Below are 25852 nucleotides of genomic sequence, written 5' to 3' on the forward strand. Positions count from 1 at the left end.
ACGTCAGGCTGCCTTTTCCTTGGCCTTGCGCGGCAGATGGGCGACGATGTTCTCGATGATGCGCATGCCGGCATTGTGACCTAGCGTCATGATCGATTCCGGATGGAACTGCACCGCGGCGATCGGCTCCTTGCGGTGCTCGAAAGCCATGATGACGCCGTCCTCCGTCTCGGCCGTGACGATGAAATCGTCGGGCAGGCGCACCGGATCGGCGAAGATCGAGTGGTAGCGGCCGACGGTGACTTCCTTGGGCAGGCCGGAGAAGATGATGCCCGGCTTCGAGACGCGGATACGCGACGGCTTGCCGTGCATCGGTATGTGCAGTTGCCGCAGTTCGCCGCCATAGGCCTCGGCCAGGGCCTGCAGGCCAAGGCAGACGCCGAAGATCGGCAGGTCGCGGGCACGCGCCTTCCTGATGGTCGCGGCGCAGTCGAAATCCTTGGGCGTGCCGGGTCCGGGCGAGAGCACGACGAGGTCGGGTTTCAGCCGGTCGAAGACCTCCTCCGGAACCGGGGAGCGCACGGTCGAGACATTGGCGCCGGTCTGGCGGAAATAGTTGGCGAGCGTGTGGACGAACGAGTCCTCGTGGTCGACCAGCAGGATGTTGACGCCGTCGCCGACGCGCGCGGTGGTGCGCTCGGTGCTGGCGGAATTGCCGGCCTTGGCGTCGCGGATGGCGGAGAGCATGGCGGATGCCTTCAGTTCGGTTTCGGCTTCTTCTTCCTCGGGAATGCTGTCGAACAGCAATGTGGCACCAGCGCGCACCTCGGCGATGCCGTCCTTGATGCGGATGGTGCGAAGGGTGAGGCCAGTGTTCATGTCGCCGTTGAAGTTGACCATGCCGATCGCGCCGCCATACCAGGCGCGCGGGCTCTTCTCGTTCTGCTCGATGAAGCGCATGGCCCACAGTTTCGGCGCGCCGGTGACGGTGACCGCCCAGGCGTGAGACAGGAAGGCGTCGAAGGCATCCATGCCTTCGCGCAGCCGGCCCTCGATGTGGTCCACGGTATGGATCAGGCGCGAGTACATCTCGATCTGGCGGCGGCCGATGACGCGTACCGAACCCGGTTCGCAGACCCGCGACTTGTCGTTGCGGTCGACATCCGAGCACATGGTGAGCTCGGATTCGTCCTTCTTCGAGTTGAGCAGCTTCAGGATCTGCTCGCTGTCGGAAATGGCATCGTCGCCGCGCTTGATGGTGCCCGAGATCGGGCAGGTCTCGACACGGCGGCCATTGACGCGCACGAACATTTCCGGCGAGGCGCCGATCAGATATTCGCCTTCGCCCAGATTGATGAAGAAGGAATAGGGCGAGGGGTTGATCGACTTAAGCTTGCGCGAAATCTCGGCTGGCTGCGTCTCGCAACGCTCGTAGAACATCTGGCCGGGCACGACCTCGAACAGGTCGCCGCGCTTGAAGCTCTCCATGGCGCGGCGCACCAGGTTGGCGTATTCGCCCGGCTCGTGGTCGCCGCGCGGCGGGATGCGGTCGGCGATCTTGAACGGTTCGGCGATTTCGTCGCGCGGCAGGCCTTCGGTCGAAAAACCTTCGCCCGCATAGTCGTAACGATCGGTCCAGGCCTTGGCCGAATAGTGGTCGACGACGAGGATCTCGTCGGGCAGGAACAGCACAAGGTCGCGCTGGCTCGGCCTGCGCTCGAGCTTGTAGTCGACAGGGTCGAACTGGAAGGCGAGATCGTAGCCGAAGGCGCCGTAAAGACCGAGATTGGCGTCTTCCTCGGTCTTGAACAGGGCAGTGATGGCGCGCAGCACGGTAAAGACCGAAGGAACGCGGCTACGCTCCTCCTCGGTGAAAACACGGCCGGGTTTGGCGACGTCGAGGCGGATCAGTTTCTTCGATGTCTCGACGATGGTGACATCGGCCAGGCTGTCCAGCGCCTTGCCGATGACCGGCAGCAGCACCTCGCCACGGCTGTTCAACGCCTCGATGCGCATGGCGCGGCCGCGCGCCGAGATAACCAGCGGCGGATCGACGATGGCCGTGTCCCAGCGCGTGTAGCGGCCGGGATATTCGTAGTTCGAGGAAAACACCGCGCCCCGGCGCGCATTCAAGCCATCGACATAGCTGTCGATCGCGCCCTCATAAGGCCTGTCGTGGCGCTCGCGGGTGATGGTTATGCCGCCCGCCGTCACGAAGCTTTCAGCGCCGTTTTCCAGAACCTTCATCGTCATTGCCGTCTCCATCAGCGTCTTGGGTATGTCAGCTTCTTGGGGCAACGGACCCGGGAATGGCTTGAAAAAACAAATGGCCGCCCGGACTTTCCGTTGCGGCCACCCTCTATTTTCACGCGCACGCGTTCGAACAGGCCGCTGTCAGCAGGCCCACCACCAGATGGTCTTGGTCGAACGCATGTTCATGCGGATTCCCATAGCGGCGATTGAACAGCCGCGCAACTGGATTCCATGACGGTGGTGAAGTTCAGTCCTCCAGCGTGCCGGATCTGGCGTCGGCGCTCTTCCTGTCGCCGACCAGTTTCAAGAGGTCTTCACCGGCGCGGATGATGCGGCGCGAGCGGCGCGTCAGGATGAGGCCGTCCTGGGGCGCGAACACTTGCGTGCTACCGTCGGCTTCGCCCGGCGCGTGGACGATGGTGGCCAGCCGCGTGCCCCTGGCGACGCGGTCGCCGGGCTTCACGTCGTAGAGGACAGCACCCGCCCGAGGTGAGGGCATCATGTCGATGTTCTCCAGCGGGGCAACGACGCCGGTGAAGGGGCCAGGCGCGGGCAGGGCGCTATCGGCGATCACGCCACGCGCCGCCAGCAGCCGGTAGAGCCCTTCGGCATCGGCGGCGGCCAAGGCGCCATCGACATCGAGGATGCCGCGATATTCGACCGTGGTGGCGACGCGACGGTCGAGTTTCGCCACATCGGCGGGAACGTTTTGGTAGGGCATGATCGAGGCGCCCTCGAAGGTGCCGTCGGTGTCTTCGCTCCACAGCACGACCGCATCGACGCCCATGGCGGCGGCGCAGTCGGCCATGGCCGGCCACAGGCTGTTGTGGACGTAGAGATAGGCGAGGCCTTCGTCGTCGCAATGCAGGTCGAGCACGATGTCGTGGCCGAGCGAAAGCTGCAGCAACCGGGTCTTCAGCCGCTTGTCGGCGCCGCCAAGGCTGGTTTTGGGCAAGAGTGCCGGGTCGGGCGCGGCGAGCAGCGGAAAGCCGCGGTTGAAGTTGGCGCGGGTGCCCAAATGGAAGCGGCCCTGGTGCTCGCCGAAATGATATTGCGCGCGGCCGATCGGGTTGGCCCAGGGCACGATCGTCAGCGAGCCTTTGATGCGGCCTTCGGCCTCGGCCTTGTTGAGCATAGGCATCAGCGCGTCGATGGCGACGACGCCCGGCAACTCGCCGGCATGGAGTGCGGCCTGCAGATAGGCGGATGGGGCGGCCTTGTCGGCACCGTTAAAGCGGAACACCGGGAATTCGTAGGAAACGCCTTCGCTTTCGCCGGTGATGCGTTCGATCGATTTCTGCATGGAATGTCTCCGAAAAGTCGGCTGAAGACATGCATCTTTGTTGCTACGCTGTCGATTGGTCCAGCGTGCGGCGCGATGGGCGCAAGCTACTCGGCAGGGGCCTGAAGGGTCGCAACGGGTGCCGGTCGATCCATCGCCTGCGACAGCACCGCGACGGCAACCCCCAGCAGGGCCAGCGCCGCGCCGACCAGCGGCAGGTTGGCATAGGAAACGCCGGCGGAAAGAGCCACGCCGCCAATCCACGCGCCACGGGCGTTGCCGACATTGAAGGCGCCCTGGTTCAGCGTCGCGGCAAGGTTCGGTCCCTCGGAAGCCGCTTCGACGACGCGGATCTGTAGTGGCGGCACGACGACGAAGATGAGCAGGCCCCACAGGAAGACGATGCCGATGGCGACGCTGGCCATGGCGCCGAACTGCATGAAGCCGACAAACAGCAGCGCCAGCAACAGCAGCGTGCCGATGACCGTCGGCATCAGTTTCCAGTCGGCCAGCCTGCCGCCGATGATGTTGCCGATGGTCATGCCGGCGCCGAACAGCAGCAGCACCCAGGTGACCGCCGAGGTGGACAGGCCGGATACGTCGGTGAGATAGGGCTTGATGTAGGTGAAGACGGCAAACAGGCTGGCCGAGGCAAGGGCCGCGATCAGCATCGCCAGCCAGACCTGGAGCTTGCCAAGCACGCGCAACTCGCCGCGCAGTCCGCCGCCGCTCGGCTCGGCTACGTCAGATGGCACCAGCCAGGCGATGGCAGCGACCGAGATCAGGCCGATGCCGACCACGGCCACGAAGGTGGCGCGCCAGCCGAAGGCTTCGCCAAGCGCGGTGCCAGCGGGAACGCCGAGGATGTTGGAAAGCGTCAGTCCGGCAAACATCAGCGCCATGGCGCTGGCGCGCTTGTTGCGCGGCACCAGGCTGGCGGCGACGACCGAGCCGATGCCGAAGAAGGCGCCGTGGCCGAAAGCGGTGAAGACGCGCGCGGCCATCAGCGTCCAATAGTCGGGCGCGATGGCGCAGAACAGATTGCCGACGACGAACGAAGCGGTCAGCCCGACCAGCACCGGCTTGCGCGGCAGGTGCGCCGTGGCCATGGCGACGACGGGCGCGCCGAAGACGACGCCGAGCGCATAGCCGGTGACCAGCAGGCCCGCCGAAGGGATGGACACGCCAAGGTCGGCGGCGACCTCCGGCAGCAAGCCCATGATGACGAATTCGGTGGTGCCGATGCAGAAGGACGCAATGGCAAGCGCAAGGATCGGCAAGGGCATGGGGCGTCCAGACTGAATCGGTTCAAATGGAGACTGCGCGGAGGGGGATGCCGTGCGCAAGCGGCGTTGATGCATTGCAGCAATGCAGAAAAGGAAGAGCTTGGAGGTGGGCCGCGGGCCATCAGGCCAGCGGCTTCAGCTCCTGGGCGATGGTGGGCAGCAGTTCCGAGACATTGGGGTGTATGTGCACGGCGCGCGCCAGCGTGTCGACAGGCGCCTTGGCGTACATCAGGTCGAGCACGCAATGCACCGCCTCGTCGCCACCGGGGCCGAGCACCGAACAGCCAAGGATCTCCCGCGTGTCGGCATCCACCAGGATCTTCATGAAGCCCTGCGTCTCGCCCTTTTCGACGGCGCGGCCGACGCGGGTCATCGGCCGCTGGCCGACCAGCGCGCGGCGGCCGGATTTCTTCACCGCGGCCTCGGTCATGCCGCAGCGGCCGAGCGGCGGGTCGATGTAGAGCGCATAGGCCTCGATGCGATCGCTGACCTTGCGCGGATCGTTGTCGAGCAGGTTGGCGGCGACGATCTCGTAGTCGTTGTAGGAGGTATGGGTGAAGGCGCCCTTGCCGTTGCAGTCGCCCATCGCCCAGATGCCGGGCGCGCTGGTGCGCAACTGGTCGTCGACGGTGACGAAGCCGCGCTTGTCGACCTCGACGCCAGCCTTGTCGAGGCCGAGGTCGTCGGTGTTGGGCGTGCGCCCGAGCGCCAGCAGCACATGCGAGCCGACAGCCGGCGCCTTGCCGGCGGAGAAGGTGACGGCGATGTCCTTGCCCTGTTTGGCGAAAGCGATGTCGTCGGCGCCGACATGGACGGATATGCCTTCGTTTCCGAGGATCGACAGGATGGCAGCCGAGACGTCCTCGTCCTCGCGGCCGGTCAGGCGAGGGCTCTTTTCGATGACGGTGACCTCGCTGCCGAAGCGGCGGAACATCTGCGCGAATTCGAGCGAGATGTAGCTGCCGCCGACGACGATCAGATGGCGCGGCAGCACGTCGAGATCCATCATCGAGGAATTGGTCAGGTAGTCGATGTCGTGGATGCCCGGCAAATCGGGCACCGAGGCGCGGCCGCCGGTGTTGAGGAAGATCTTTTCGGCGGTCAGGAGGTCGTCGCCGACGCGCACCGTGTTGGCGGATTCGAAACGCGCATGGCCGCGATAGAGCGTGCATCCGTCCATGCCGGCAATCCAGGTCTCCAACCCGGTGCGGGCGTCGTTCGACACCTTGTCCTTGCGCGCCTTGATCCTGGCATAATCGACGCCGACGGGGCCGCTGATCGTCACGCCATAGTCGGCGGCGCGGCGGGCGAGATGCGCGGCATAAGCGCTGGCGACCATGGTCTTGGTCGGCATGCAGCCGGCGTTGACGCAGGTGCCGCCGACCAGCTTGCGCTCGATCAGTGCCACGCGCATACCGGCGGCACTCAGCCGGTCGGCCAGCGGAGGGCCGGCCTGTCCGGCGCCGATGATTATGGCGTCGAAGGTTTTCGCCGTCATGCCACCGCCGCTACGATCAGCAGGCCGCCGATGATCGCCACCGCGTCCTCGATGAAGGCGGCGGGCGGATCCTTGCCGAAGGCAGCCGCCAGCCGGCCACGCACCTCGGCGCCGCCCAGCGTGCCGATGACGGCGCCGATGGCGCCGGCGATCAGGCCGCCGATGGTGGCGCCACCAGTCGCGCCGATCACCGCGCCGGTGAAGGCGCCCATGATGACGCGGGCGCCGAACTGCTGCGGCACTTTGCGGCTCGGCGTCGACGGCAGCTGGTCGGTGACCAGCTCGACAATGGCCAGGATGGTGAAGATGCCGACAGCGGCCCAGTGACTCATGAAGCTCGCCCAGGTGCCGGCGACCGGCAGCCAACCGAGATAAGCGCCCCAGGCGACGGCGGCCGGCGCGGTCATGGCGCGAAGACCGGCAATGACGCCGATCAGGAGTGCGAGAACATACAGCATGGTTGATCCCCTCGATCCCGGGCCGGGACAGCTCGGAAAGAACAGGCTAGCATAGGCTTTGGATTTGACCAGCGCATGACTCCGAAAATCGGAATGGATTTTGCGCTCGATGCCGCGGTGACGCCGGCTCTTTCCCGTCCACTGCAAGTGTGCTTTGGCAATCACGTCAAATGGAGACACCGCCATGGCTGGAAGCGAGCGCGTGAAGATGGCGACCGGGGAATGGTACACATGCCTCGATGACGAACTGGAGACACTGCGCGTCATCGCGCGCGACGCGGTTTTCGAGCATAATTCGCTGCCGCCACGACAGCGCGGAAACCTCGGGCCGGGCCTGAAAGCACTGCTCGGCGAGGTGGGTGAGGAGGCTCGCATCGAGGCGCCTTTCCACTGCGCCTATGGCTTCAACATCTTTCTCGGCAACGGCGTCTTTCTCAACGCCGGTTGCACCATCCTCGACACGGCGGCAGTGCGCATCGGCAGCGGAACCCTGCTTGGCCCGAATGTGCAGATCTATTGCGCCGAGCATCACAGGGAGGCCGCGGGGCGGCAAGCCGGGCTCGAAATCGCCAGGCCGGTCGACATCGGCGCCAATGCCTGGATCGGCGGCAGCGCCGTCATCCTCGGCGGCGTCCGCATCGGTGAGGGCGCCATCGTCGGTGCCGGTGCCGTGGTGACGCGCGACGTGCCCGACAACACCACCGTGGTCGGCAATCCGGCTAAGGCAATCAAGCGCAACTGAGCGGATCAGGACGAAAGGGCGTGCGCCATGCGCTCGTCCTGATCGGCGCGCTGCGAGAATTCGCGCCGGTACTGCGCCGGCGACGTCCTGAGCCGGGCGGCGAAATGCTGGCGCAGCGACGTGGCGCTGCCGAAGCCGGCCTCGAAGGCCACGACGTCCATCGATTTCTCCGTTGCCTCCAGCAGCCGCTGCGCCAGTTCGATCCGCTGGCTGGTCAGCCATTCGCCGAAACTGGTGCCGATCGATTTCTGGAAGCGGCGGGTGAAGGTCCGCCGTGTCAGGCCGGCGGCTTCGGCGACGCGGTCCAGGCTGTGCGTTTCGCCGAGCGTCGCGCGAACCGCGTCGAGGGCCTGGGTGAAGCGGTCGGCGTCCGCGCTCCTCGCCACCGGGTGCTCGATGAATTGCGCCTGCCCGCCTTGCCGATGCGGGGAAAGGACAATCTGGCGGGCGAGCCGAAGGGCGGCTTCCGCGCCATAGCGGGCGCGCACGATGTGGAGACAGCAGTCGAGGCCGGCGGCGACGCCAGCCGATGTCACGACGTCGCCATTGTCGACATAGAGCACCGAGGCATCGACAGCGATGTCGGGATGGAGTTTCTGCAGCCGCTCGGCATAGGCCCAGTGCGTCGCCGCGCCGCGCCCCGAAAGCAGCCCGGCCGCGGCGATGGCAAAGGTTCCCAGGCACAGGCCGACAATCAACGCGCCGCGCCGGTGCGCCTGGCGCAGCGCCTCCATCAGCAGCGGTGCCGGCGGCTCGGCGAGATGATGCCAGCTCGGGATGATGACGATATCGGCGCCGTCGAACCCTTCGAGCCCGTGCGGCGCGGCAACGGTCAGTCCGGCCTCGGTGTGGACCGGGCCGGGCTTGCCCGCGCAGATGCGGAACTCGAAGCGCGGCAGGCCAAGCGCCGTCCTGTCCTCGCCGAACACCAGGCACGGCACGGAAAGATGGAACGGGCTGATGCCATCGAAGGCGAGGACGGCGATGATCGGGTCGGTCATGGGTGTTTCCGGCAATTGAATGCGGATTGTCCCAATTCTTGCGAATGATGTCAATCGGGACACTTTTGGCTGTCCGGCCATCCGCCTATTTTCGGCCCATCGCATTCAAGCCGAAAAGGAGAACACCATGTCTGCCCCAGTCAACACCACGCCGCGCCGGGCGCTGATCGTCGTCGATGTCCAGAACGACTATGACGGCGGCAACCTGGCCATCCAGCACCCGCCATTTCGCGACAGCGTCGTCAATGTGGCGCGAGCCATGGACGCGGCGGCGGCGGCCGGCGTCAAGGTGGTGGTCGTCAAGCAGATGGCGCCCGAGACGTCGCCGATCTTCGCCAGGGGCAGCCATGGCGGCGAACTGCATCCCGAGATCGCCAGGCGCGGCCGCGACCATTATGTCGAGAAGCTGCTGCCCTCCGCCTTCACCGGGACCGATCTCGAGGACTGGCTGCGCGCCAATGCCATCGATACGATCACGGTCGTCGGCTACATGACGCACAATTGCGACCTGTCGACCATCATCCACGCCGTGCATATGGGCTTTGCGGTGGAATTCCTGTCCGACGCCACCGGCTCGGTGCCTTATGCCAACAGCGCCGGCTATGCCTCGGCCGAGGAGATCCATCGCGTGGTGACGATCATCCTGCAGTCGCGCTTCGCGGCCGTGCTGAAGACCGCCGAATGGGTCGAGTGCCTGAACACCGGCACCCTGCCGGAACGCGACACGATCCATGCGTCCAACCAGCGGGCGCTGGCACGCAACGCGGCATAGAACCTCTTGAAACAAGAAAGGCGCCGCATCGCTGCGGCGCCTTTTTGTTGCCGAGACGGCAAGATCTCAGAACAGGCCTTCGATCTGGCCGGCCTCGTTGAGGAAGATCTTCTCCGAGGACGGCGCCTTGGGCAGGCCGGGCATGGTCATGACCTCGCCGCAGATGATGACGACGAAACCGGCGCCGGCCGACAGCCGGACCTCGCGCACCGGCACGGTGTGGCCGGTCGGCGCGCCGCGCAGGTTCGGGTCGGTCGAGAAGGAGTACTGCGTCTTGGCCATGCAGACCGGCAGGTGGCCATAGCCGGCTTCTTCCCAGGCCTTCAACTGGTCGCGCACCGACTTGTCGGCGATCGCCTCGGAGCCGCGATAGATACGCTGGACGATGGTGTTGATCTTCTCGAACAGCGGCATGGCGTCGGGATAGAGCGGCGCGAACTGCGAGGCGCCGGATTCGGCCAGCGCCACCACCTTGTTGGCGAGATCCTCGATGCCGGCCGAGCCCTTGGCCCAGTGCTTGCACAGGATCGCTTCCTCACCCATCGAGGCGACATAGTCCTTCATCGCCTGGATTTCGGCGTCGGTGTCGGAATAGAAGTGGTTGATGGCGACCACCGCCGGCACGCCGAACTGGCGGATGTTCTCGATGTGGCGGCCGAGGTTGGCGCAGCCCTTCTTCACCGCCTCGACGTTTTCCTTGCCGAGGTCTTCCTTCTTGACGCCGCCATTCATCTTCATGGCGCGCACGGTGGCGACGATGACCGCCGCCGCCGGCTTCAGGCCGGCCTTGCGGCACTTGATGTCGAAGAACTTTTCGGCGCCCAGGTCGGCGCCGAAGCCGGCTTCGGTGACGACATAGTCCGCCAGTTTCAACGCCGTCGTGGTGGCGACGACCGAGTTGCAGCCATGCGCGATGTTGGCGAACGGGCCGCCATGGACGAAGGCCGGGTTGTTCTCCAGCGTCTGCACCAGATTGGGCTGCATCGCGTCCTTGAGCAGAACGGCCATGGCGCCGTCGGCCTTGAGGTCGCGGGCGTAGACCGGCGACTTGTCGCGGCGATAGGCGACGATGATGTCACCGAGGCGCTTTTCGAGATCCTTCAGGTCGGTGGACAGGCACAGGATGGCCATGACTTCCGAGGCGACAGTGATGTCGAAGCCGGCCTCGCGCGGGAAGCCGTTGGCGACGCCGCCGAGCGAGCAGATGATCTCGCGCAAAGCGCGGTCGTTCATGTCCATGACGCGGCGCCAGACGACGCGGCGGGTGTCGATGCCGAGCTCATTGCCCCAGTAGATGTGGTTGTCGATCAGCGCCGACAAAAGGTTGTGCGCCGTGGTGATGGCGTGGAAGTCGCCGGTGAAGTGGAGGTTCATGTCCTCCATCGGCACGACCTGCGCGTAACCGCCGCCGGCGGCACCGCCCTTGACGCCGAAATTCGGTCCGAGCGAGGCCTCGCGGATGCAGACGATCGCCTTCTTGCCGATGCGGTTGAGGCCGTCACCGAGGCCGACCGTGGTGGTCGTCTTGCCTTCGCCGGCAGGCGTCGGATTGATGGCGGTGACGAGGATCAGCTTGCCGTCCTTGTTGCCCTTCACCGACTTGATGAACTCGGCGGAAATCTTGGCCTTGTCGTGGCCGTAGGGCAGCAGGTGTTCGGTCGGGATGCCGATCTTGGCGCCGATCTCCTGGATCTGCTTCTTCTTGGCGGCGCGCGCGATCTCGATGTCGGACTTCACTTCGGCCATGACGGCTTTCCTCTGGATTGGACGGTGGAGGGGACGGGTTTGATCTCTATTGCAAGCAGGTTGAAACCGGGCGCGGGCGCACAGGCATGTTCTAACCCTGTCGCTGCCGCGGCGTCAACTTGCATGCAACTATGTTTCCTGTGAAGAAAATTCCTCTGCGGCGGCCGACCTGCCATCGGTTCTTTCTGCTCCGCTTGCCGCGCCGTATAGAAGCCAGAGCAGAGGCGCTTCCGCCGTCTCAAAACAGCCGCACAATGCACGGAATGCGACAGAAGCGACGGCGCAAATTCGCCATCGCCCGGGCCTGAAGCGCATCGCGCCTGATCGGGTTCAGGCTATGTGCTTCAGGTCTTTGTCTTTGGGCATGTCGTTCTCCCAAAGCCGAGGTCGCTTTTGGGCGACATGTATTGGGCTGAACAGCGTTACTGCATCAGGACGTTGCTGATTTCGACCATGTTGGAGCGCACCCTGAGCACGTAGAAACCCATCGTCGTCAGGTGCGTCGGCAACAGCCAGCCGTCCTCACGGCCATTGGCGATGATGAAGGGCTGGATCTTCAGGGCCGAGACGAACTGCGAGTCCATCGTGTCCCACAGGCTCTGCAGGTGCTTTTCCTTGATGACGTCCTCGAAATCGGCCTGGGCGCCCTTCATCAGGCCGTAATAGGCGTAGAGCTGGCCATAGGCGAACCAGTAGCGGTCGTCGGCGCGGAAGTCGAACCAGCCGTCATTGTGGTTCTCGGCGCGCTCCTTGAGGATCGCCGACGTTGAGCCGATGTCCGACGATATGCGATCGATATACTGCTTCAGATTGTCGGCGCGGGCATCGAAGGCGGCCTGGCAGGTGGCGAGCCGGGCGTTGAAGGAACGCAGCATGCGCACGGCGTCGCGATAATAGCTCGGCGTCGGCGTCTTCGGACCGAACGGGCTCAGGCCGAAATACCAGGTCTCCTCGTCGAACTGCAGATTGCCGCGGGCATTCTGCAGATCGTTGTCGATCTGCGAGGTGGTGCGCACGCGGCCGAGATTGTCGGCAAGCTCGGTCGCCGTGCGCCGCACCGCCTGGTTGATGCCGCGCTGGAACGAAGCCTTGTTGTCCATCCACGGCGTGTGGTCCCAGTCGATGCCGAACAGGCCGACCTTGTAGAGGATCATCGACGAGATCCAGGCATTTTGGTTGACATTGAAGTCGGTGAGGTCGGCCGCCACCTGGGCGATACCGGAATTTCCGCAGGTCTTGGCTGTATCGGTACCGGCGCCGGCGGCGACTTGTTCGCCGGCGGAGATGTTGCGTTTCTCGAAGCTGTAAGTGTCTGGATAGTTCGGGTTGAAATTGTTCCACCACTGCGTGGCGTAGAAGAAATTGGCGTACAGGCCGATCAATACCAGCAGAGCCAGGCCGACCGCGGCCTTCAGGATCCAGCCGCGCTGCGTGTACCAGCGCCCGGCCCACATGAACGGCCACAGGATGACGCCGACGAGCAGGCCGATGCCGCGGCCAATCCATTGGAAAATCCGGGTGAAGAAGTTCACGATCGGATCAAGCATGGCGATGTCACCCCTCAAAGCATGATGCCAAAAAGTTACAGACTTTTTGGATAACATCATGCGCCAAAACAACAAGTTAGAACGAAATGACGGCTCATTTCGTTCTAGTCAGTCAGGCCGTAGAGGCGTGTGCGAAACGCCACCTTGTCCTTCAAATATGTGGTTTTGAGAACGTCCACAACATGCGATCGCCAGGCGTCGCTGAAGCCGTCATAGTCCTTGTAGAAGCCCTGCTTGTTGAAGATGTAGCGTGAGACGAAGTCCGACGGCACGAAATCCGAGATCAGCCGGTTGGTCAGCCAGGCGTCGGGGTGATCAGGCTTGGCGCGGACGACCAGGAAACGCTGCTGCGGGAAGACATCGTCGATCTTGAGGTGGCCAAGCTGGGCGATCTCGCGCTTGGCGGCGTTGAGGAAGGGAAATTTGCCGTCCCTGGTGATCAGGTCGGCATGGCTCTGGATCCAGGTCTGCAGCCAGACCTTGTCGACATCGGTCAGATTGCGGTTCGGTTCGGCGTCGCGGATCAACGCGCGCACCACCATCTCTGCACGGTGCTCGAGATAGCCCGATGCCTCGATCCAGGACGCGCGCGGCAGTTCGATGCGTCCGGTGGAGGCGAGGAACTTGAACACCTTGTCGGCATCGTTGATCGAGATATAGCTCACCTGCCACGGCCGCGAGCGGCGGAAGCCGGGTGCCGCCGGATCACTGATCACCGTCGTCATGTCCGGATCGACGAACACGTAGAGCCCGCCGAAATGGCTGGTCCAGTAGGCATTGTGGCGGAAGATGACCTGGTCCGGCACCAGCGCGTTCTCGCGGATGTCGCCGCAAACCTTGGCCAGTTCCACCATGCGGGTCAGCATGGCGTTGTCGCGCCAGGCGTCGGGCTCCTGCTTCAGCCGGTCGACGAGCTTGCCGAGTTCGGCGGCCTTGCCCAGCACATCCTCCGCCGACAGCACCTTGAACTCGACCTGGTTGATCGACAACAGGTCCTCGATGTCGTTGACCTTGGGAACGGAATCCTCGATCTCGCCGTAGATGACGTCCTTGATCGTCAGCGCGTCGATGGCGCGCTGGTTCTTGGACATGAACTCGAACATCAGCTGCGAGGTGTTGGAGAAGGCGGTGTGAACCACCGGCAGGTCGATCTGTGACGGCGTCAGGATGATGAAACGGCGATTGACCTCGTTGGGATCGAGATAGTCAGGGTCGCCGTATTCATCCGCCACCTCTGGCGAGAAGCCGGTGCGGTCGATCTGGAAACTCTCGAGCTTGGAGGGCTTGAGGCCAAACGCGGCAAGCGCCTTGTTGTAGCGCTGGATCAGATGCGGCTCGTCGACCATCAGCAGCCGGCCATAGATCAGCTCGTTGTCGCGAAGGAGGTCGGGTTTTTTGGTGGTCATAGGTGCAGTTCCAATGGACATTGCGGTGGAGGGCAGAACTCCAACGCTGATGCTCCCCTCTCCCCGTTCTCCACGGGGAGAGGGTAAGGGTGAGGGGCGGCGCGAACGATCAAGGACATGGTTCTCCATAGCCTCTGGCGGCAACAAATCGAAGCTCATGCGTTTCGATAAGACGTTCGAGACGTCCCTCGATCGCGGCCAGTATGGTTTCGAGTACTTCGTCCCGATCTTTCAACACGTCGACATTCCAAAAGCGGAGGATGGACCAATCATTTGAAATCATGAAGTGATCCCTGGTCTGGTCATACTTGTTGTCGGCATGCTGACTGCCATCCACCTCGACAACAAGCTGGCGTTCCCTGCAGGCAAAATCGGCGAAATAGCTGCCTATCGGAAACTGCCGCACGAATTTATGGCCGTTCAGTCTGCGGTCCCGCAGTTCGAGCCAAAGCGCATTTTCAGCGTCATTGTCCGATTGACGCAGACGTCTCGCTCGCCCCGTTGTCTCGATTTCTGGTCCACGCATGCGCTGCCCCTCACCCTTACCCTCTCCCCGTGAAGAACGGGGAGAGGGGGGCGTCAGCGTTGGCGCTTCGTCCTTCGGCATCGCGATTGCAACCCGCCCATTGATGGCGAGGGTTCACAAGGGACGGAAGCTCACGCATTCCACAGCCCCTTCTTCTTCATCTCCTCCATCTCGCGCGCCGCCCGTTCGCGCAGGCGGGCGTCGCGCAGCAGCTTCTCCACGGCGGCGTCGTCGGACTTGTCGGAATAGCGGAACTCGCTGTCGGCGTAACGGTTGATCTCCTGCATGACCATGTCCATCGAGAACGGGCCGCGCAGCTCCTCGATCATCGCCTTCTTCTCGTCGTAGCCCTTGTGCATGAAGGCTTCCGGCTTCTCGAACCAATCGTCGGGAAGCTCGATGTCCATGGCGCGCATCTTGATGGCGTCGGTGACATTCTTGATGGCGCGGCCGGTGAAGCGCGGCTCGGCATCCTTGATCAGGTGCAGATAAGTACCGATGTCGGCCATGGATTTAGGCGCACCGTTCTCCTTCATGTAGCGCTCATAGACCTTCATCAGCCCGTCTTCCTGCGGCTTCTCATGCTCTTCATAGGCCTCGGTCACGGCGCGCTGGATCTCCTGCGCGGCGTAGAGCTTGTGGTCGCCGAGCGGGATCTTGTGGTTCTTGCCGGCGAGCAGCACGAAGATGTCGATGTAGTCATCGCGCGTCTGCGGACCGTCGACCAGCCAGCGGGCGCCGGCGCGCTGGCGCAGCGCGTCGTCGACATTTTCGGGGTAGTTGGAGAACATGCCGAACGAGCAGTTGCCGCGCACCACGGTGGCGGCGCCGGCGAAGGCGTCCATCAAGACGCCGGTGATCTCCTGCTGGCCGGCCGAGGCGCGGTCGTCGGAGCGTCTGGCCGCCACCTGGTCGATGTCGTCGATGGTGCCGAAGCCGATGACGCGCGGGTTGAGCACGTTGTTGATGAACTGGCGGCAGTTCTGGCCCGACTTGCCCTGGTAGGACGAGATCTGGTCGACGCCGAAATTCTCGTAGGCGAAGGGATAACCGGCGACCTGGCAGTAACCGTTCACGAGACCGGCGATCATCTGGATCAGCGTCGTCTTGCCGGTGCCGGGCGCGCCATCGCCGATGAAGGTGAACAGGAAGCCGCCGAGCTCGACGAACGGGTTCAGCTCGCGCTCGAAATCATACGCCATCAGCATCTTGGCAAGCTTGACCGACTGGTATTTGGCGATGTGGTTGCCGACGACCTCTTCCGGCGTCTTGAAGGTCATCACCAGGGGCTTCGACCGCTTGCCCGGCGCGACATCGAAGCCGTCGAGGGTGAAGTCGTCGACATCGATGCGGATATGGGCGTTCTCGAACGGGCCGATGCCGTCGAAGCGGCCCTTGCGCGCCAACAGCCCGTCGATGGCGACACGGGCGAAGGCGCGTGCCCTGGTCATCAGGTCGGCGTCGTCGGAGGCTCCCGATATCGCCTTGTCGAGGCCGGCCAGGATCGACTTCACCGCGTCCTGCGGCGTATCGAACAGGAAGTCCGGCTCGGGACTATCGTTGGGCGCCTCGCCGTCGCTGTCGATCAGCTGGAACAGATAGGAAGCGAGACTGAAGGCAGAAATGTAAGCCGAGGCTGACAGAAGCTTCTTGAAGGTGGACGCCTCGTCGCCTTCGAGGGGCGCGCGGGTGTTCCTGGCCTGCAGGCTTTCGAGGTCCGAGCCTTCGGCGAAGACGTCCGATATTGCGAGCGCGATGGCCGTGCCGCGCCGGGCGCGAAACAAAAGCGTGTGCTGGGGGATGGTCAGCAGCTGATCGTCGGGATGGACGGCGCCGACGGTTTTCGACAGCTCGACCTCACGCGTGCGGCGCACCGAGCCGACCGAGACGGTGGAGACGAAGCGGCGGTTGGTGCCGGCAAGCGCGGTGCCGGATTCGCGTGAGGGATCCTCCAGCACGACGATGCGGGTGATGAAGCTCTGCGCGGTGGCGCGGTGCTTCTCGATCGCCGCTTCCGGAATGGTGGTCAGGCCGGTGTCCATGAAGGGTGCTCCGTGGTGTGACGGTCAGACGTCTGAGATGACCTGTCCGTTGGACAGGATATGGACCTTGTAGCCGGAAAAGATCTTCTGCGCCTCGCCGGCGGCGTAGAGCGCCTGATAGGCCTCGTGCGGGATCAATGCGTGGTTTTCGTAGCTAGACACGCCCTGGCGCGCGGCCTCGAGGTCGTCGGTGTTGATGAAGAATTCCTGGGTCGTCTTTTCGCTCGAAAACAACCCCTTGCGGCCGGGCTTCTCGCCCTTGGAATAGACCTCCTGGATAGTCCAGGTCAGCAACCAGGCATTTTCCGGCTTGCGCACCTTGGCCAGAACCTCGGTCACCGTCGAGTTGTTGTCGGTAATGCCAGCCGAATAGAACGGGCCAAGCACGACGCGGCGCAACTGCTTGGGATGCAGCGGCTCGAAATCCTTGTCGAGGTTGACGGCGATCGTCGCCGGCGACAGCGTGTAGGCCGAGTTCTTCTCGGTGAAATCGTCGAAACGGTGGGCAAGCTCGGGATTGAGCAGGCCATCGACCGGCAGCGGAATGTCGACTGCCTCGTTCAGCTTGCCATTTCTGTCGACGAGCTGGCGGATCATCGCTTCGGAGGAATCCTCGACCGTCACCATGTAGACCAGCGGCAGGTTGGCGCTGCCGTCGAAGGTCGCCCAGTGGACGAGATAATAGGGCCGCGCGGTCTTCGGATTGACCGAGACCTTGGCCGTCTGCGCCAGCGTGAACGGGCCGAACGTGGTCTCGCTTTTCACGTCCTCGAGGTAGAGCCGCTCGGCCATCGACTTCTGCAGCGCCTCGGGGAATTCCTTGTGGCGCAGGATGAAGTCGGCCATCTCCTCGCGCAGTTCGCCGGCCAGCGGGATGTTGGCAAGCCGCGCGTCGGCCTGGCGGCGGTCGTTTTCCAGTTCGAGCAGGTTCTGGAAGACCGGAAAGCCGCTTTCGGCGCGCGAGATGCGGAACGTGTCCATGAAGCCCAGCCGGTTGCGCCAGCAGGAAAAGGACTTGTCGAGCCGGGCGATGTATTCGGCGACGATCCCGGCGACGATGCCATGCCGGTAAAGCGGCGAGCGGTCGTCGCGCATGAACACTTCGAGCCCGCTGAGTGCTGCCGTTATCGCCGAGAAATATCGCGCCGCCGCGTCGTTTTCGGGGGTCATGCTGTCAGCCCTGGGATTGTCGCACCGGTGCGTGCGGCAATTACTGCTGCACGTAGTTGGCCGAATTGTGCTTCTTCAGCACCTCGTCGAAGCGGCGGGCGAAGGCATCGTCGGCCAGCTTCTTGCGGCGCTGGATGTCGGCGCTGGCGACCATGTTCTTCTCGTGCATCTCGAGCAGGTCGCCGATGTGCTTCTGCGAAGCAGCACCAATGCCGGCCATGGTTTCCTCGGCGGTGTTGTCGACCTGGCTGCCCAGCGTGTTGATCTTGTGGGCGACGTCCTGCTGGGCGGCGGTCTTCAGCGAATCTTCCAGCGCCTTGTAGAGCACGATGCGCTGCTCGGTATCGATGGTCAGCTTGTTGATCAGCGTCGATTGCGCGGCGATCTGGTTGTTGAGCGAATCGACGAAGGTCTGGAACATCGAGGTGTAGCGCTCGAGCGTCTGGCTCTCGGCCAGCAGCTCCTGTTCCTTGGCCTGCTTCTCGTTGTATTCGGTGGCGAGCTTGGAGCGCTCGCCTTCGAGCTGCGTGCGATCCTTCTGGCTGGTAGAGGCCGCAATCTTGTTCTCGATGTCGAGCAGCATCGGATTGAGTTCCTCGATGCGCTTCTGCACGGCTTCGAGGTTGGACATTGTGGTCTTGCGGCGCTCGATCACCTGCGACAGGCTGGCCTCGGAGGTCTTGTAGCGCTGATCGAGGACCTCTTTCTGCGCCTTCAGGATGCCGACGATGGTGTCGGACTTGGCCAGCAGTTCCTGCAGATTGCCGGCCAGCGACATGTTGCGGACACGGTCGGTGCGCATGCGCTGCTTGCTCTGGCTGGAGAAGATGCCGACGAAATTTTCCCAGCCGGTGTAGTTCTTCATGCTCTCGAATTCGGCGCCGAAGACGTTGGTGGCATCCTCGAGCCCGATGATCAGGTCGGCGATGTTGCCTTCCATCACCTTCTGCTGCTTCAGCACATCCTCGATGCGGGCATTCTCGATGTCGAAATTGGCGTCGCCGATCTTCTTGTCGGCGGTGGCGAGCGTATCCAGCACGGTACCGGACTGCTCGATCTTGGTGCGCATGTCCTGGACGACTTGCTTGGTCTTGGCAATTTCGGCATCGAAATTCTGCAATGTCGCCATTAGGGCCTCCCGCTTCGGCATCAGGTCGCTGGTTGCGAACAGCGGCGAATATATGTGGGGCATCCGGGGATTGAAAGACGTGAAGACAAGGCCGGCCCGAAAACAAAAGAATCCGCCAAGGCCTTGAAAGACAGTGGAGACGTGGTCATGGCGTGATTACCGCGTCGGGCGAGCGTAGTTCAGCTGTCATTGAACTTTCACGCCAGCAAAGCGACTGGGAAAGCGTTCAATCTCCGCCGATGCGGATGCCTCGAAATTCGACACAGCACTGAACCAGTCGAGGGCTTCGAGAAACAGCTGGAGCGAGCGCCGTCGCCAAGCGCGCCGACGATTGCTAGGGCTTCGGATCGGCCTTCAGATAGGCGATGACATTGGCGATGTCGTCGTCACTGGTCAGGCCGCCGAAAGCCATCTTGTTGCCAGGCACCTTCAGCTTGGGGGCCTTGAGATATTCGGCAAGGTTCGCCTCGTTCCAGACAAGGCCGGCGGCGCCGGCGCCCTTCATCGCCTCGGAGTAGTGGGCAAGGAAGCTCTCGGCGCTGCCGGCGGTGCGGCCGACCACACCCATCAGATGCGGGCCGACCTTGTCGCGATCGGTGGCCGCTTCGTGGCAGGCGATGCATCGGTTGAAGACGTGCTTGCCAAGCGCCGGGTCGCCTCCGGCATGGGCGGCAAGGGCACTGGCAAGGAGAAGGACACCGGCAGGCGAAGCGGCTCGAAACATGGCTGACCCCGACGAGTTCTGGCTGGAACGAGATGACGCAAAATAGGACCGAGGCCTTAACAAACGCTACATCGTGGCGGGATTGCGGAAGGCGCTGATGGCCGCCACGCTGTCAGCCCCCGACAAAGCCGATGAAATCGTCGGGCGCGGCGCGGCCCATCTCTTCTTCCCAGTGGCGGCGGCACAGCGAGACATAGACATCCTTGCCGATCGCCACCTGCTCGCCCTGCCGGGCCACCTTGCCGTCGGCGCCGAGGCGCACCACCATCGTCGCCTTGCGGCCGCAGCGGCAGATAGTGCGCACCTCGCGCAGGTCGTCGGCGATGGCCAGCAGCGCGCGCGAGCCGGAAAACAGGTTCCCCTGGAAATCGGTGCGCAGGCCGTAGCACATGACCGGGATGTCCAGGCGGTCGGCGATGCGGGCGAGCTGCCAGACCTGCTCTTCCTCGAGGAACTGCGCCTCGTCGACGAAAACGCAATGCACCGTTGTATGCCCGTGGTGCTCGGCGACACGGGCATACAAATCGTCGCCGTCGCGGAACATCTCGGCTTCCGTCTCCAGTCCGATGCGCGATGAGATCAGGCCGCTGTCGCCCTTGCGATAATGGCCGGCAACGAACAGCATCGTCGTCATGCCGCGCTCGCGATAATTGTACGACGCCTGCAGGAGCATCGTCGTCTTGCCGGCATTCATCGTCGCGTAGTGGAAGTAGAGCTTGGCCATGCCGCCTTTTAAGCCGACTTGACCCGGCGCGGGGAGGGGCGCCATCGCATTCCCCCCAAAAAACACCACCCTCGCATCGCAAAAGCAGGAAGCGTGTCGCTGATTGGCCAGTCCGCGCCGTTGATCGTGATTGCCTTGACGCTTGAAACCGCACGAGAATGATGTTTGGCTGACGAAACAAGGCGGGCACAGAAACCGTAACCACGCTTCGCCAAAGAATCACAATGGGAGAATATCTATGTCGCGTATGAATTCCTTCGTCGCCGGCCTTGGCCTGGCGGCTCTGCTGTCCACGAGTGCCGCTTATGCCGGGGATGCGGCAAGCTGCAAGACGGTGCGCCTTTCCGATGTCGGCTGGACCGACATCCAGGCGACGACCGGTGTCGCTTCAGTGCTGCTCACCGCGCTCGGCTACGAGCCGAAGGTGATCCAGCTGTCGGTGCCGGTCACCATGGCGTCGCTGAAGAACAAGGACCTCGACGTCTTCCTCGGCAACTGGATGCCGTCGATGACCAACGACATCAAGGACTACACCGCCGACGGTTCGGTCGAGACGATCAGCACGAACCTGACCGGTGCCGGCTACGGCATCGTCGTGCCGACCTATGTGGCGGACGCCGGCGTCAAGTCGCTGACCGACCTCGGCAAGTTCAAGGACAAGTTCAGCGGCAAGATTTACGGCATCGAGGCCGGCAATGACGGCAACCGCATCATCCTCGACATGATCAAGAACCCGAAGGACAATCTGGAAGGCTTCGAGCTGGTCGAATCCTCCGAGGCCGGCATGCTGACGCAGGCCGAGCAGTCGATGAAGAACAATGAATGGATCGCCTTCCTCGGCTGGACGCCGCATCCGGTTATGGGCGCCATGAAGATCACCTATCTCGACGGCATGGGCGACAGCGGCTTCGGCGCCGCCACCGTGTTTACCAATGTGCGCAAGGGCTACACCACCGAATGCCCGAATGCCGGCAAGCTGATCGCCAATTTGAAGTTCAACCTGGATATGGAAGGCCAGATGATGGACGCGATCCTGAAGGGCGGCGATGCCACCACGGTTGCGACCGACTGGCTGAAGAAAAATCCGGGCGCGGTTGCACCCTGGATCGCCGGCGTGACCACCTTCGACGGCGGCGACGCTGCCGCGGCGATCAAGACCGCGCTTGGAAGCTGAGCCGACTGTGATTTCGGCATGACCGAAATTAAGGGCAGCCATTTTGGAAAAGGCTGCCCTTTTTCATATCCTGTGACAAGATGACGTTGCGCGAGCCGAGAGCAGGGCGGCTGCTGGACGAAGAGGGGTGAGATGGATCCGATTTCGCAATTCATGGTCGATCACAAGATCCCGATCGGGGCCTGGGGAAAGGCGTTCTTCGGCTTCCTCACCGACAATTTCGACACCATCTTCAGAGCCTTCTCCAATGGCCTCAATTTCCTGCTCGACGGGCTGGTCAACATCCTGCTGATGGTGCCACCGGTGCTGCTGGCGCTGGTCATCGCGGGCATCGCGTGGCTGCTGCAGCGCTCGCGGCCGCTCGCCATCGGTGTCTTCCTCGGGCTCATCTTCATCATCAACCAGAACCTCTGGAAGCAGACGGTGCAGACGCTGGTGCTGGTCGTCGCGGCCGCCGCCATGGCGATGGCCATCGGCGTGCCGCTCGGCATCTGGGCGGCGCACAAGCCGAAGGTCTATCGCGTCATGCTGCCGGTGCTCGACCTGATGCAGACGCTGCCGACCTTCGTCTACCTGATCCCGGTGCTGACCCTGTTCGGTCTTGGCAACGCGCCCGGCCTCATCGTCACCATCATCTTCGTCATACCGACCGCGGTCAGGCTCACGCATCTCGGCGTCGTCTCAGTGCCGAAGTCGATCATCGAAGCGGGCGAGGCGTTCGGCGCCACCAAGAGCCAGCTGTTGTGGAAGGTGGAACTGCCCTCGGCGTTGCCGACCATCATGGCCGGTCTCACCCAGTCGATCATGCTGTCGCTGTCGATGGTGGTGTTCGCGGCGCTCATCGGCGCCGGCGGTCTCGGTACCGAGATCAACCGGGCGCTCGGTTCGCGCCGCATCGACCTCGGGCTCGAGGCTGGTCTGGCCATCGTCGTGCTCGCCATCGTGCTCGACCGAATGACCCGCATCGGTGTTGGAGGCAAGAAATGACCGTCGCCGTCGATTTCAGAAACGTCGATATCGTCTTCGGTGCCGACCAGGCCGGCTCTCTGGCGATGATCGACGCCGGCGCGACGCGCGCCGAGATTCTCGAGAAGACCGGCAACGTGCTGGGCTGCGCCGGCGCCAGCCTGACCGTCAACGAGGGCGAGATTTCGGTGCTGATGGGCCTGTCCGGCTCGGGCAAGTCGACACTGCTGCGGGCCGTCAACCGGCTGAACGTGGTGTCGCGCGGCCAGGTGCTGGTCAAGGACGGCGACAAGATCGTCGATGTCGTCACGTGCGACCAGGCCACCTTGCGGCGCCTGCGCCAGAAGCAGGTGGCGATGGTGTTCCAGCAGTTCGGCCTGTTGCCGTGGCGCACGGTGGAGGAGAATGTCGGCCTCGGCCTCGAACTTGCCGGCGTGCCGGAGGCCGAGCGCAAGGAACGCGTGCACCGTCAGCTCAAGCTGGTCAATCTCGACCAGTGGTCGAAGAAATACGCGCATGAGCTTTCGGGCGGCATGCAGCAGCGCGTCGGCCTGGCCCGCGCCTTCGCCACCGAGGCACCGATCCTGTTGATGGACGAGCCGTTCTCGGCGCTCGATCCGCTGATCCGCACCAAGCTGCAGGACGAATTGCTGCAGCTGCAGGCCGAATTGAAGAAGACCATCATCTTCGTCAGCCACGACCTCGAGGAGGCGCTGAAGATCGGCAGCCACATCACCATCATGGAGGGCGGCCGCATCGTGCAGACCGGCGCTCCGGAGGACATCGTGCTGCGGCCCGCCAACGACTACGTCCGCGACTTCATCGCCAATGTGAACCCGCTGTCGGTGCTGACCGCCTGGAACGTCATGCGCGACCGGCGCGACCTCGAACAGGGCAAGGACGGCTGGGTGTGGCTCGACCGGCGCAAGACGACGCGCTTCAAGATCGATGATCACGGGCTGGTGGCGGCGGCCGAACGCGACGGCAAGCCGGCGGTCTGGGTGTCATGCGCCGATGTCGAGAGCCAGTCGGAGGAAGCTGCGCAAGTGTTCTGGGCCAATCCCGGCACCTCGCTGAAAACGGTGATGCTGGCCATGCACCGTTCGCAGACCGCACCCGTGGCGCTGTTCGACGACCAGTCGCGTTTCGTCGGCGCCATCGGCATACGCGACGTGCTGTCGGCGGTGCTGCGGCGGTAGTTTCTCCGGAACCCGAAGGCGACGAGGCGAAGCGATCGAGCGCGCCTCGTTCTATGCCGCCAGCGGCAGGCGCAGTTGCGTCAGCAGGCCGCCGCCCGGGTTGTTGGACAGGCTGATCTCGCCGCCGGCGGCGCGCGCGATGTTGCGGGCAATGGTCAGGCCGAGCCCGAGCCCGCCGGTCTGGCGGTTGCGGGATTGTTCGAGGCGCACGAAAGAGCCGAACACGGCGTCGATCTGGGCTTGCGGTATGCCAGGCCCTTCGTCGCGGATGGTGAGCAGGATCATGTTGTCCGACCGGCGCAGGCTGAGATGCGCCTTCTTGCCATAGGTCACGGCATTCTGGACCAGATTGGTGACGCAGCGCCTGAGCGCGACAGGCCGCGCCATGCAGATGAGGCCGCGTGAGCGGGTATCGTCGTCGAACGAGACGTCGTCATAACTGTCGGCGATCGATTCCACGAGCGACCAGAAGTCGATGCGTTCGCTCTTTTCCTCGGTCACCTCGAAAGTGGCAAAGTCGATCACCGAGCTGGCGATGCTCTCGACATCGGCGAGATCGTGCGCCAGCGCCTCGCGGACCGCCGATTTGCGCAGCAGCTCCAGGCGCAGGCGCATCCGCGTCATCGGCGTGCGCAGGTCATGCGCCAACGCCGCAGCGAGATGTTCGCGGTCCTCGACATATTCACGCAACCTGGCCTGCATGGCGTTGATCGCCTTGGCGGCGGCACGCACCTCGCGGCTGCCGGTCTCGGCGATAGGCGGGCTCTTCAGATCCGTGCCGATCCTGTTCACGGCGGTTTCCATCATCCGGTAGGGTGCAGTCAGCCGGCGCAGCGACCAGATCGACATGATCACCACAAGCCCGGCGATCAGCGAATAAAGCGGCAGGCTGTCGAAGCTCAGGATCGGGCCGACGGGCGTGATCGGCTCGGTGAAGTTCAGCCACTGGCCGTCGGCAAAGCGCAGCGAGGCCGTCAGTTTGTCGCTCTGGGCGAAGTCGGCGGCCAGCACCAGAAGATCGCGCTCCACCTGGCCGATATCGGGTCCCGGCGCCGTGCCGCTGGCGTCGTCGGCCTCGCGCGTTGCCGGATCGCGCCGCACGCGCGCGTCGGTGATGCCGAACTTTGACAGCCGGCCAACGAGGATGTCTTCGAGTTCGGCCAGTTCGTCGTCGCTTGCGATCGACGAGGTGACCGCGGGCGTGTCGGACACGGTGAGCGCGTAGGCGGAATTGAACAGGCCGGTCGCCGTCGTCTTGCGTTCCTCCGGCGTGGCGTCATGCATCAGCTGCACCAGCGAGAAAGCACGATCGTTAAGGCGATAAAGGTCAACGACGTCGTTGGCGGCGGCGCGGTCGCGCGACACGATATAAAGGGTCGCGACCTGGCTGATCAGCAGGCCGGCAATGACGATCAGCAGCACCCAGACGGGTAGGGTCTGCGGCAGGAAACGTCTCATTCGGAAGTCGTCTCGGGCAGGAACTGGTAGCCGCCGCTGCGCACGGTGAGGATGAGCTTGGGCGTTTTGGGATCGTCTTCCATCTTGCGCCGCAGCCGGCTGACCAGGATGTCGATGCTGCGGTCGAAGGAATAGTCACTGTCGCCTCCGGAGAGTTCGATGAGCTGGTCGCGGGTCAGCACGCGTCCGGCGCTCTTGACGAAGGTCTGCAGCAGGTTGAACTCCGCCATGGTCAGCTCGACCCTGACATCGTCGGGAGCGGTCAGCCGGCGCCGCGAACAGTCCATCGTCCAGCCGGCGAAGCGGTAGATCTGCTTGGCGGTGGCGCGCTTCGGCTCGGCGGCGCCGTTGCGCCGCAGCACGGCGCGGATGCGGGCCAGCAGCTCGCGCGGGTCGAAGGGTTTGGGCACATAGTCGTCGGCGCCCATTTCCAGGCCGACCACGCGGTCGGTCGTCTCGGTGACGGCGGTCAGCATGATGATCGGCGTCGAATACTGGGCGCGCAGGTCGCGGCACAGTTCCAGCCCGCTCTTGCCGGGCAACATCACGTCGAGCACGATGAGGTCCACATGCGAGCGGCGCAGGATGGTCTCCATCTCGGTGCCGTCGGCGGCAACCGAGGTGTGCAGGCCGCGCTTCTGGAAGAACTCCTGCAGCAGGTCGCGGATGCCCTTGTCGTCGTCGACGATCAGTATGTGTGCGTCGGATTTCACAGGTGCCCCGTCTCTGTTGCCGGCCAAGCTATCCTTGGTTGGTGAGCCACACGATAGAATTCGGGCCATATGTTGGCCAGTGCCCTGCATTTCAAG

At 63.7% G+C, this 25852-nt stretch carries 22 protein-coding genes; 5 read left to right on the top strand and 17 right to left on the bottom strand.

The genetic code is table 11. From position 1 onward, the window contains the following. Positions 1 to 3: 3 nt before the first annotated feature. The 5 genes from OOJ09_RS10410 to OOJ09_RS10430 all read right to left on the bottom strand — a co-directional run bounded on the left by OOJ09_RS10410 (position 4) and on the right by OOJ09_RS10430 (position 6717). Positions 4 to 2193, bottom strand: a complete 2190-nt coding sequence (locus tag OOJ09_RS10410; RefSeq protein WP_269905131.1) for an anthranilate synthase — start codon at positions 2191 to 2193, stop codon at positions 4 to 6. Between the two features lie 247 nt (positions 2194 to 2440). Then, positions 2441 to 3496: a succinylglutamate desuccinylase/aspartoacylase family protein gene (locus OOJ09_RS10415; RefSeq protein WP_269905132.1), complete on the bottom strand. Its 1056-nt coding sequence runs from the start codon at positions 3494 to 3496 to the stop codon at positions 2441 to 2443. Between the two features lie 86 nt (positions 3497 to 3582). Next, complete coding sequence (locus tag OOJ09_RS10420) at positions 3583 to 4761, bottom strand: MFS transporter (protein WP_269905133.1); 1179 nt, start codon at positions 4759 to 4761, stop codon at positions 3583 to 3585. 121 nt (positions 4762 to 4882) lie between these two features. Continuing rightward, entirely contained in the window at positions 4883 to 6259 is a 1377-nt protein-coding gene (locus tag OOJ09_RS10425) for an FAD-containing oxidoreductase (RefSeq protein ID WP_269905134.1), read from the bottom strand. Beyond that, the gene (locus OOJ09_RS10430) at positions 6256 to 6717 is read right to left on the bottom strand and encodes a DUF4126 domain-containing protein (RefSeq protein ID WP_269905135.1); all 462 of its coding nucleotides are present in this window, start codon (positions 6715 to 6717) and stop codon (positions 6256 to 6258) included. Before OOJ09_RS10430 ends, OOJ09_RS10425 begins: the two co-directional genes overlap by 4 nt. Positions 6718 to 6901: 184 nt before the next feature. Between OOJ09_RS10430 and OOJ09_RS10435 the strand changes: the two genes are divergently transcribed. Further along, positions 6902 to 7459 (top strand): sugar O-acetyltransferase, encoded by a 558-nt coding sequence (locus OOJ09_RS10435; protein WP_269905136.1) that lies wholly within the window; start codon positions 6902 to 6904, stop codon positions 7457 to 7459. 5 nt (positions 7460 to 7464) lie between these two features. Here the strand turns inward: OOJ09_RS10435 and OOJ09_RS10440 are convergent, their stop codons facing one another. After that, positions 7465 to 8460: a GlxA family transcriptional regulator gene (locus OOJ09_RS10440; protein ID WP_269905137.1), complete on the bottom strand. Its 996-nt coding sequence runs from the start codon at positions 8458 to 8460 to the stop codon at positions 7465 to 7467. A 127-nt stretch (positions 8461 to 8587) separates the two neighbouring features. Between OOJ09_RS10440 and OOJ09_RS10445 the strand changes: the two genes are divergently transcribed. Continuing rightward, positions 8588 to 9232: a cysteine hydrolase family protein gene (locus tag OOJ09_RS10445; RefSeq protein WP_269905138.1), complete on the top strand. Its 645-nt coding sequence runs from the start codon at positions 8588 to 8590 to the stop codon at positions 9230 to 9232. 66 nt (positions 9233 to 9298) lie between these two features. Here OOJ09_RS10445 and OOJ09_RS10450 read toward each other — a convergent pair whose 3' ends face one another. From OOJ09_RS10450 to OOJ09_RS10490, 9 genes are all read right to left on the bottom strand, one after another. Beyond that, positions 9299 to 10978, bottom strand: a complete 1680-nt coding sequence (locus tag OOJ09_RS10450) for a formate--tetrahydrofolate ligase (RefSeq protein WP_269905139.1) — start codon at positions 10976 to 10978, stop codon at positions 9299 to 9301. 422 nt (positions 10979 to 11400) lie between these two features. Further along, complete coding sequence (locus OOJ09_RS10455; protein ID WP_269905140.1) at positions 11401 to 12525, bottom strand: DUF2333 family protein; 1125 nt, start codon at positions 12523 to 12525, stop codon at positions 11401 to 11403. A gap of 104 nt (positions 12526 to 12629) precedes the next feature. Then, on the bottom strand, positions 12630 to 13931 hold the full coding sequence (locus OOJ09_RS10460) for a DUF6638 family protein (protein ID WP_269905141.1): 1302 nt from the start codon (positions 13929 to 13931) through the stop codon (positions 12630 to 12632). A gap of 109 nt (positions 13932 to 14040) precedes the next feature. Next, positions 14041 to 14457 carry an endonuclease domain-containing protein gene (locus tag OOJ09_RS10465; protein WP_269905142.1) on the bottom strand — a complete coding sequence of 139 codons (417 nt, stop codon included), beginning with the start codon at positions 14455 to 14457 and terminating at the stop codon, positions 14041 to 14043. Between the two features lie 131 nt (positions 14458 to 14588). Beyond that, the gene (locus OOJ09_RS10470) at positions 14589 to 16499 is read right to left on the bottom strand and encodes an AAA family ATPase (protein ID WP_269905143.1); all 1911 of its coding nucleotides are present in this window, start codon (positions 16497 to 16499) and stop codon (positions 14589 to 14591) included. A gap of 24 nt (positions 16500 to 16523) precedes the next feature. Next, the gene (locus OOJ09_RS10475; protein WP_269905144.1) at positions 16524 to 17669 is read right to left on the bottom strand and encodes a hypothetical protein; all 1146 of its coding nucleotides are present in this window, start codon (positions 17667 to 17669) and stop codon (positions 16524 to 16526) included. Positions 17670 to 17709: 40 nt separating this feature from the next. Continuing rightward, positions 17710 to 18798, bottom strand: a complete 1089-nt coding sequence (locus tag OOJ09_RS10480; RefSeq protein ID WP_269905145.1) for a hypothetical protein — start codon at positions 18796 to 18798, stop codon at positions 17710 to 17712. Between the two features lie 334 nt (positions 18799 to 19132). Beyond that, complete coding sequence (locus tag OOJ09_RS10485) at positions 19133 to 19522, bottom strand: c-type cytochrome (RefSeq protein WP_269905146.1); 390 nt, start codon at positions 19520 to 19522, stop codon at positions 19133 to 19135. Positions 19523 to 19634: 112 nt separating this feature from the next. Then, the gene (locus OOJ09_RS10490) at positions 19635 to 20246 is read right to left on the bottom strand and encodes a thymidine kinase (RefSeq protein ID WP_269905284.1); all 612 of its coding nucleotides are present in this window, start codon (positions 20244 to 20246) and stop codon (positions 19635 to 19637) included. 238 nt (positions 20247 to 20484) lie between these two features. On the opposite strand from OOJ09_RS10490, the gene OOJ09_RS10495 reads away from it, so the two are divergent. From OOJ09_RS10495 to choV, 3 genes are all read left to right on the top strand, one after another. Beyond that, positions 20485 to 21420 (top strand): choline ABC transporter substrate-binding protein, encoded by a 936-nt coding sequence (locus tag OOJ09_RS10495; protein ID WP_269905147.1) that lies wholly within the window; start codon positions 20485 to 20487, stop codon positions 21418 to 21420. A gap of 132 nt (positions 21421 to 21552) precedes the next feature. Then, positions 21553 to 22407, top strand: a complete 855-nt coding sequence (gene choW, locus OOJ09_RS10500; RefSeq protein ID WP_269905148.1) for a choline ABC transporter permease subunit — start codon at positions 21553 to 21555, stop codon at positions 22405 to 22407. Continuing rightward, complete coding sequence (choV, locus tag OOJ09_RS10505) at positions 22404 to 23585, top strand: choline ABC transporter ATP-binding protein (RefSeq protein ID WP_269905149.1); 1182 nt, start codon at positions 22404 to 22406, stop codon at positions 23583 to 23585. Before choW ends, choV begins: the two co-directional genes overlap by 4 nt. A 51-nt stretch (positions 23586 to 23636) precedes the next feature. Here the strand turns inward: choV and OOJ09_RS10510 are convergent, their stop codons facing one another. Next, positions 23637 to 25043 carry an ATP-binding protein gene (locus OOJ09_RS10510; protein ID WP_269905150.1) on the bottom strand — a complete coding sequence of 469 codons (1407 nt, stop codon included), beginning with the start codon at positions 25041 to 25043 and terminating at the stop codon, positions 23637 to 23639. Further along, positions 25040 to 25756, bottom strand: a complete 717-nt coding sequence (locus tag OOJ09_RS10515) for a response regulator (protein WP_269905151.1) — start codon at positions 25754 to 25756, stop codon at positions 25040 to 25042. Before OOJ09_RS10515 ends, OOJ09_RS10510 begins: the two co-directional genes overlap by 4 nt. Between the last annotated feature and the right edge of the window lie 96 nt (positions 25757 to 25852).

This window comes from Mesorhizobium qingshengii (genome assembly GCF_027563465.1).
Lineage (GTDB): Bacteria > Pseudomonadota > Alphaproteobacteria > Rhizobiales > Rhizobiaceae > Mesorhizobium > Mesorhizobium qingshengii_A.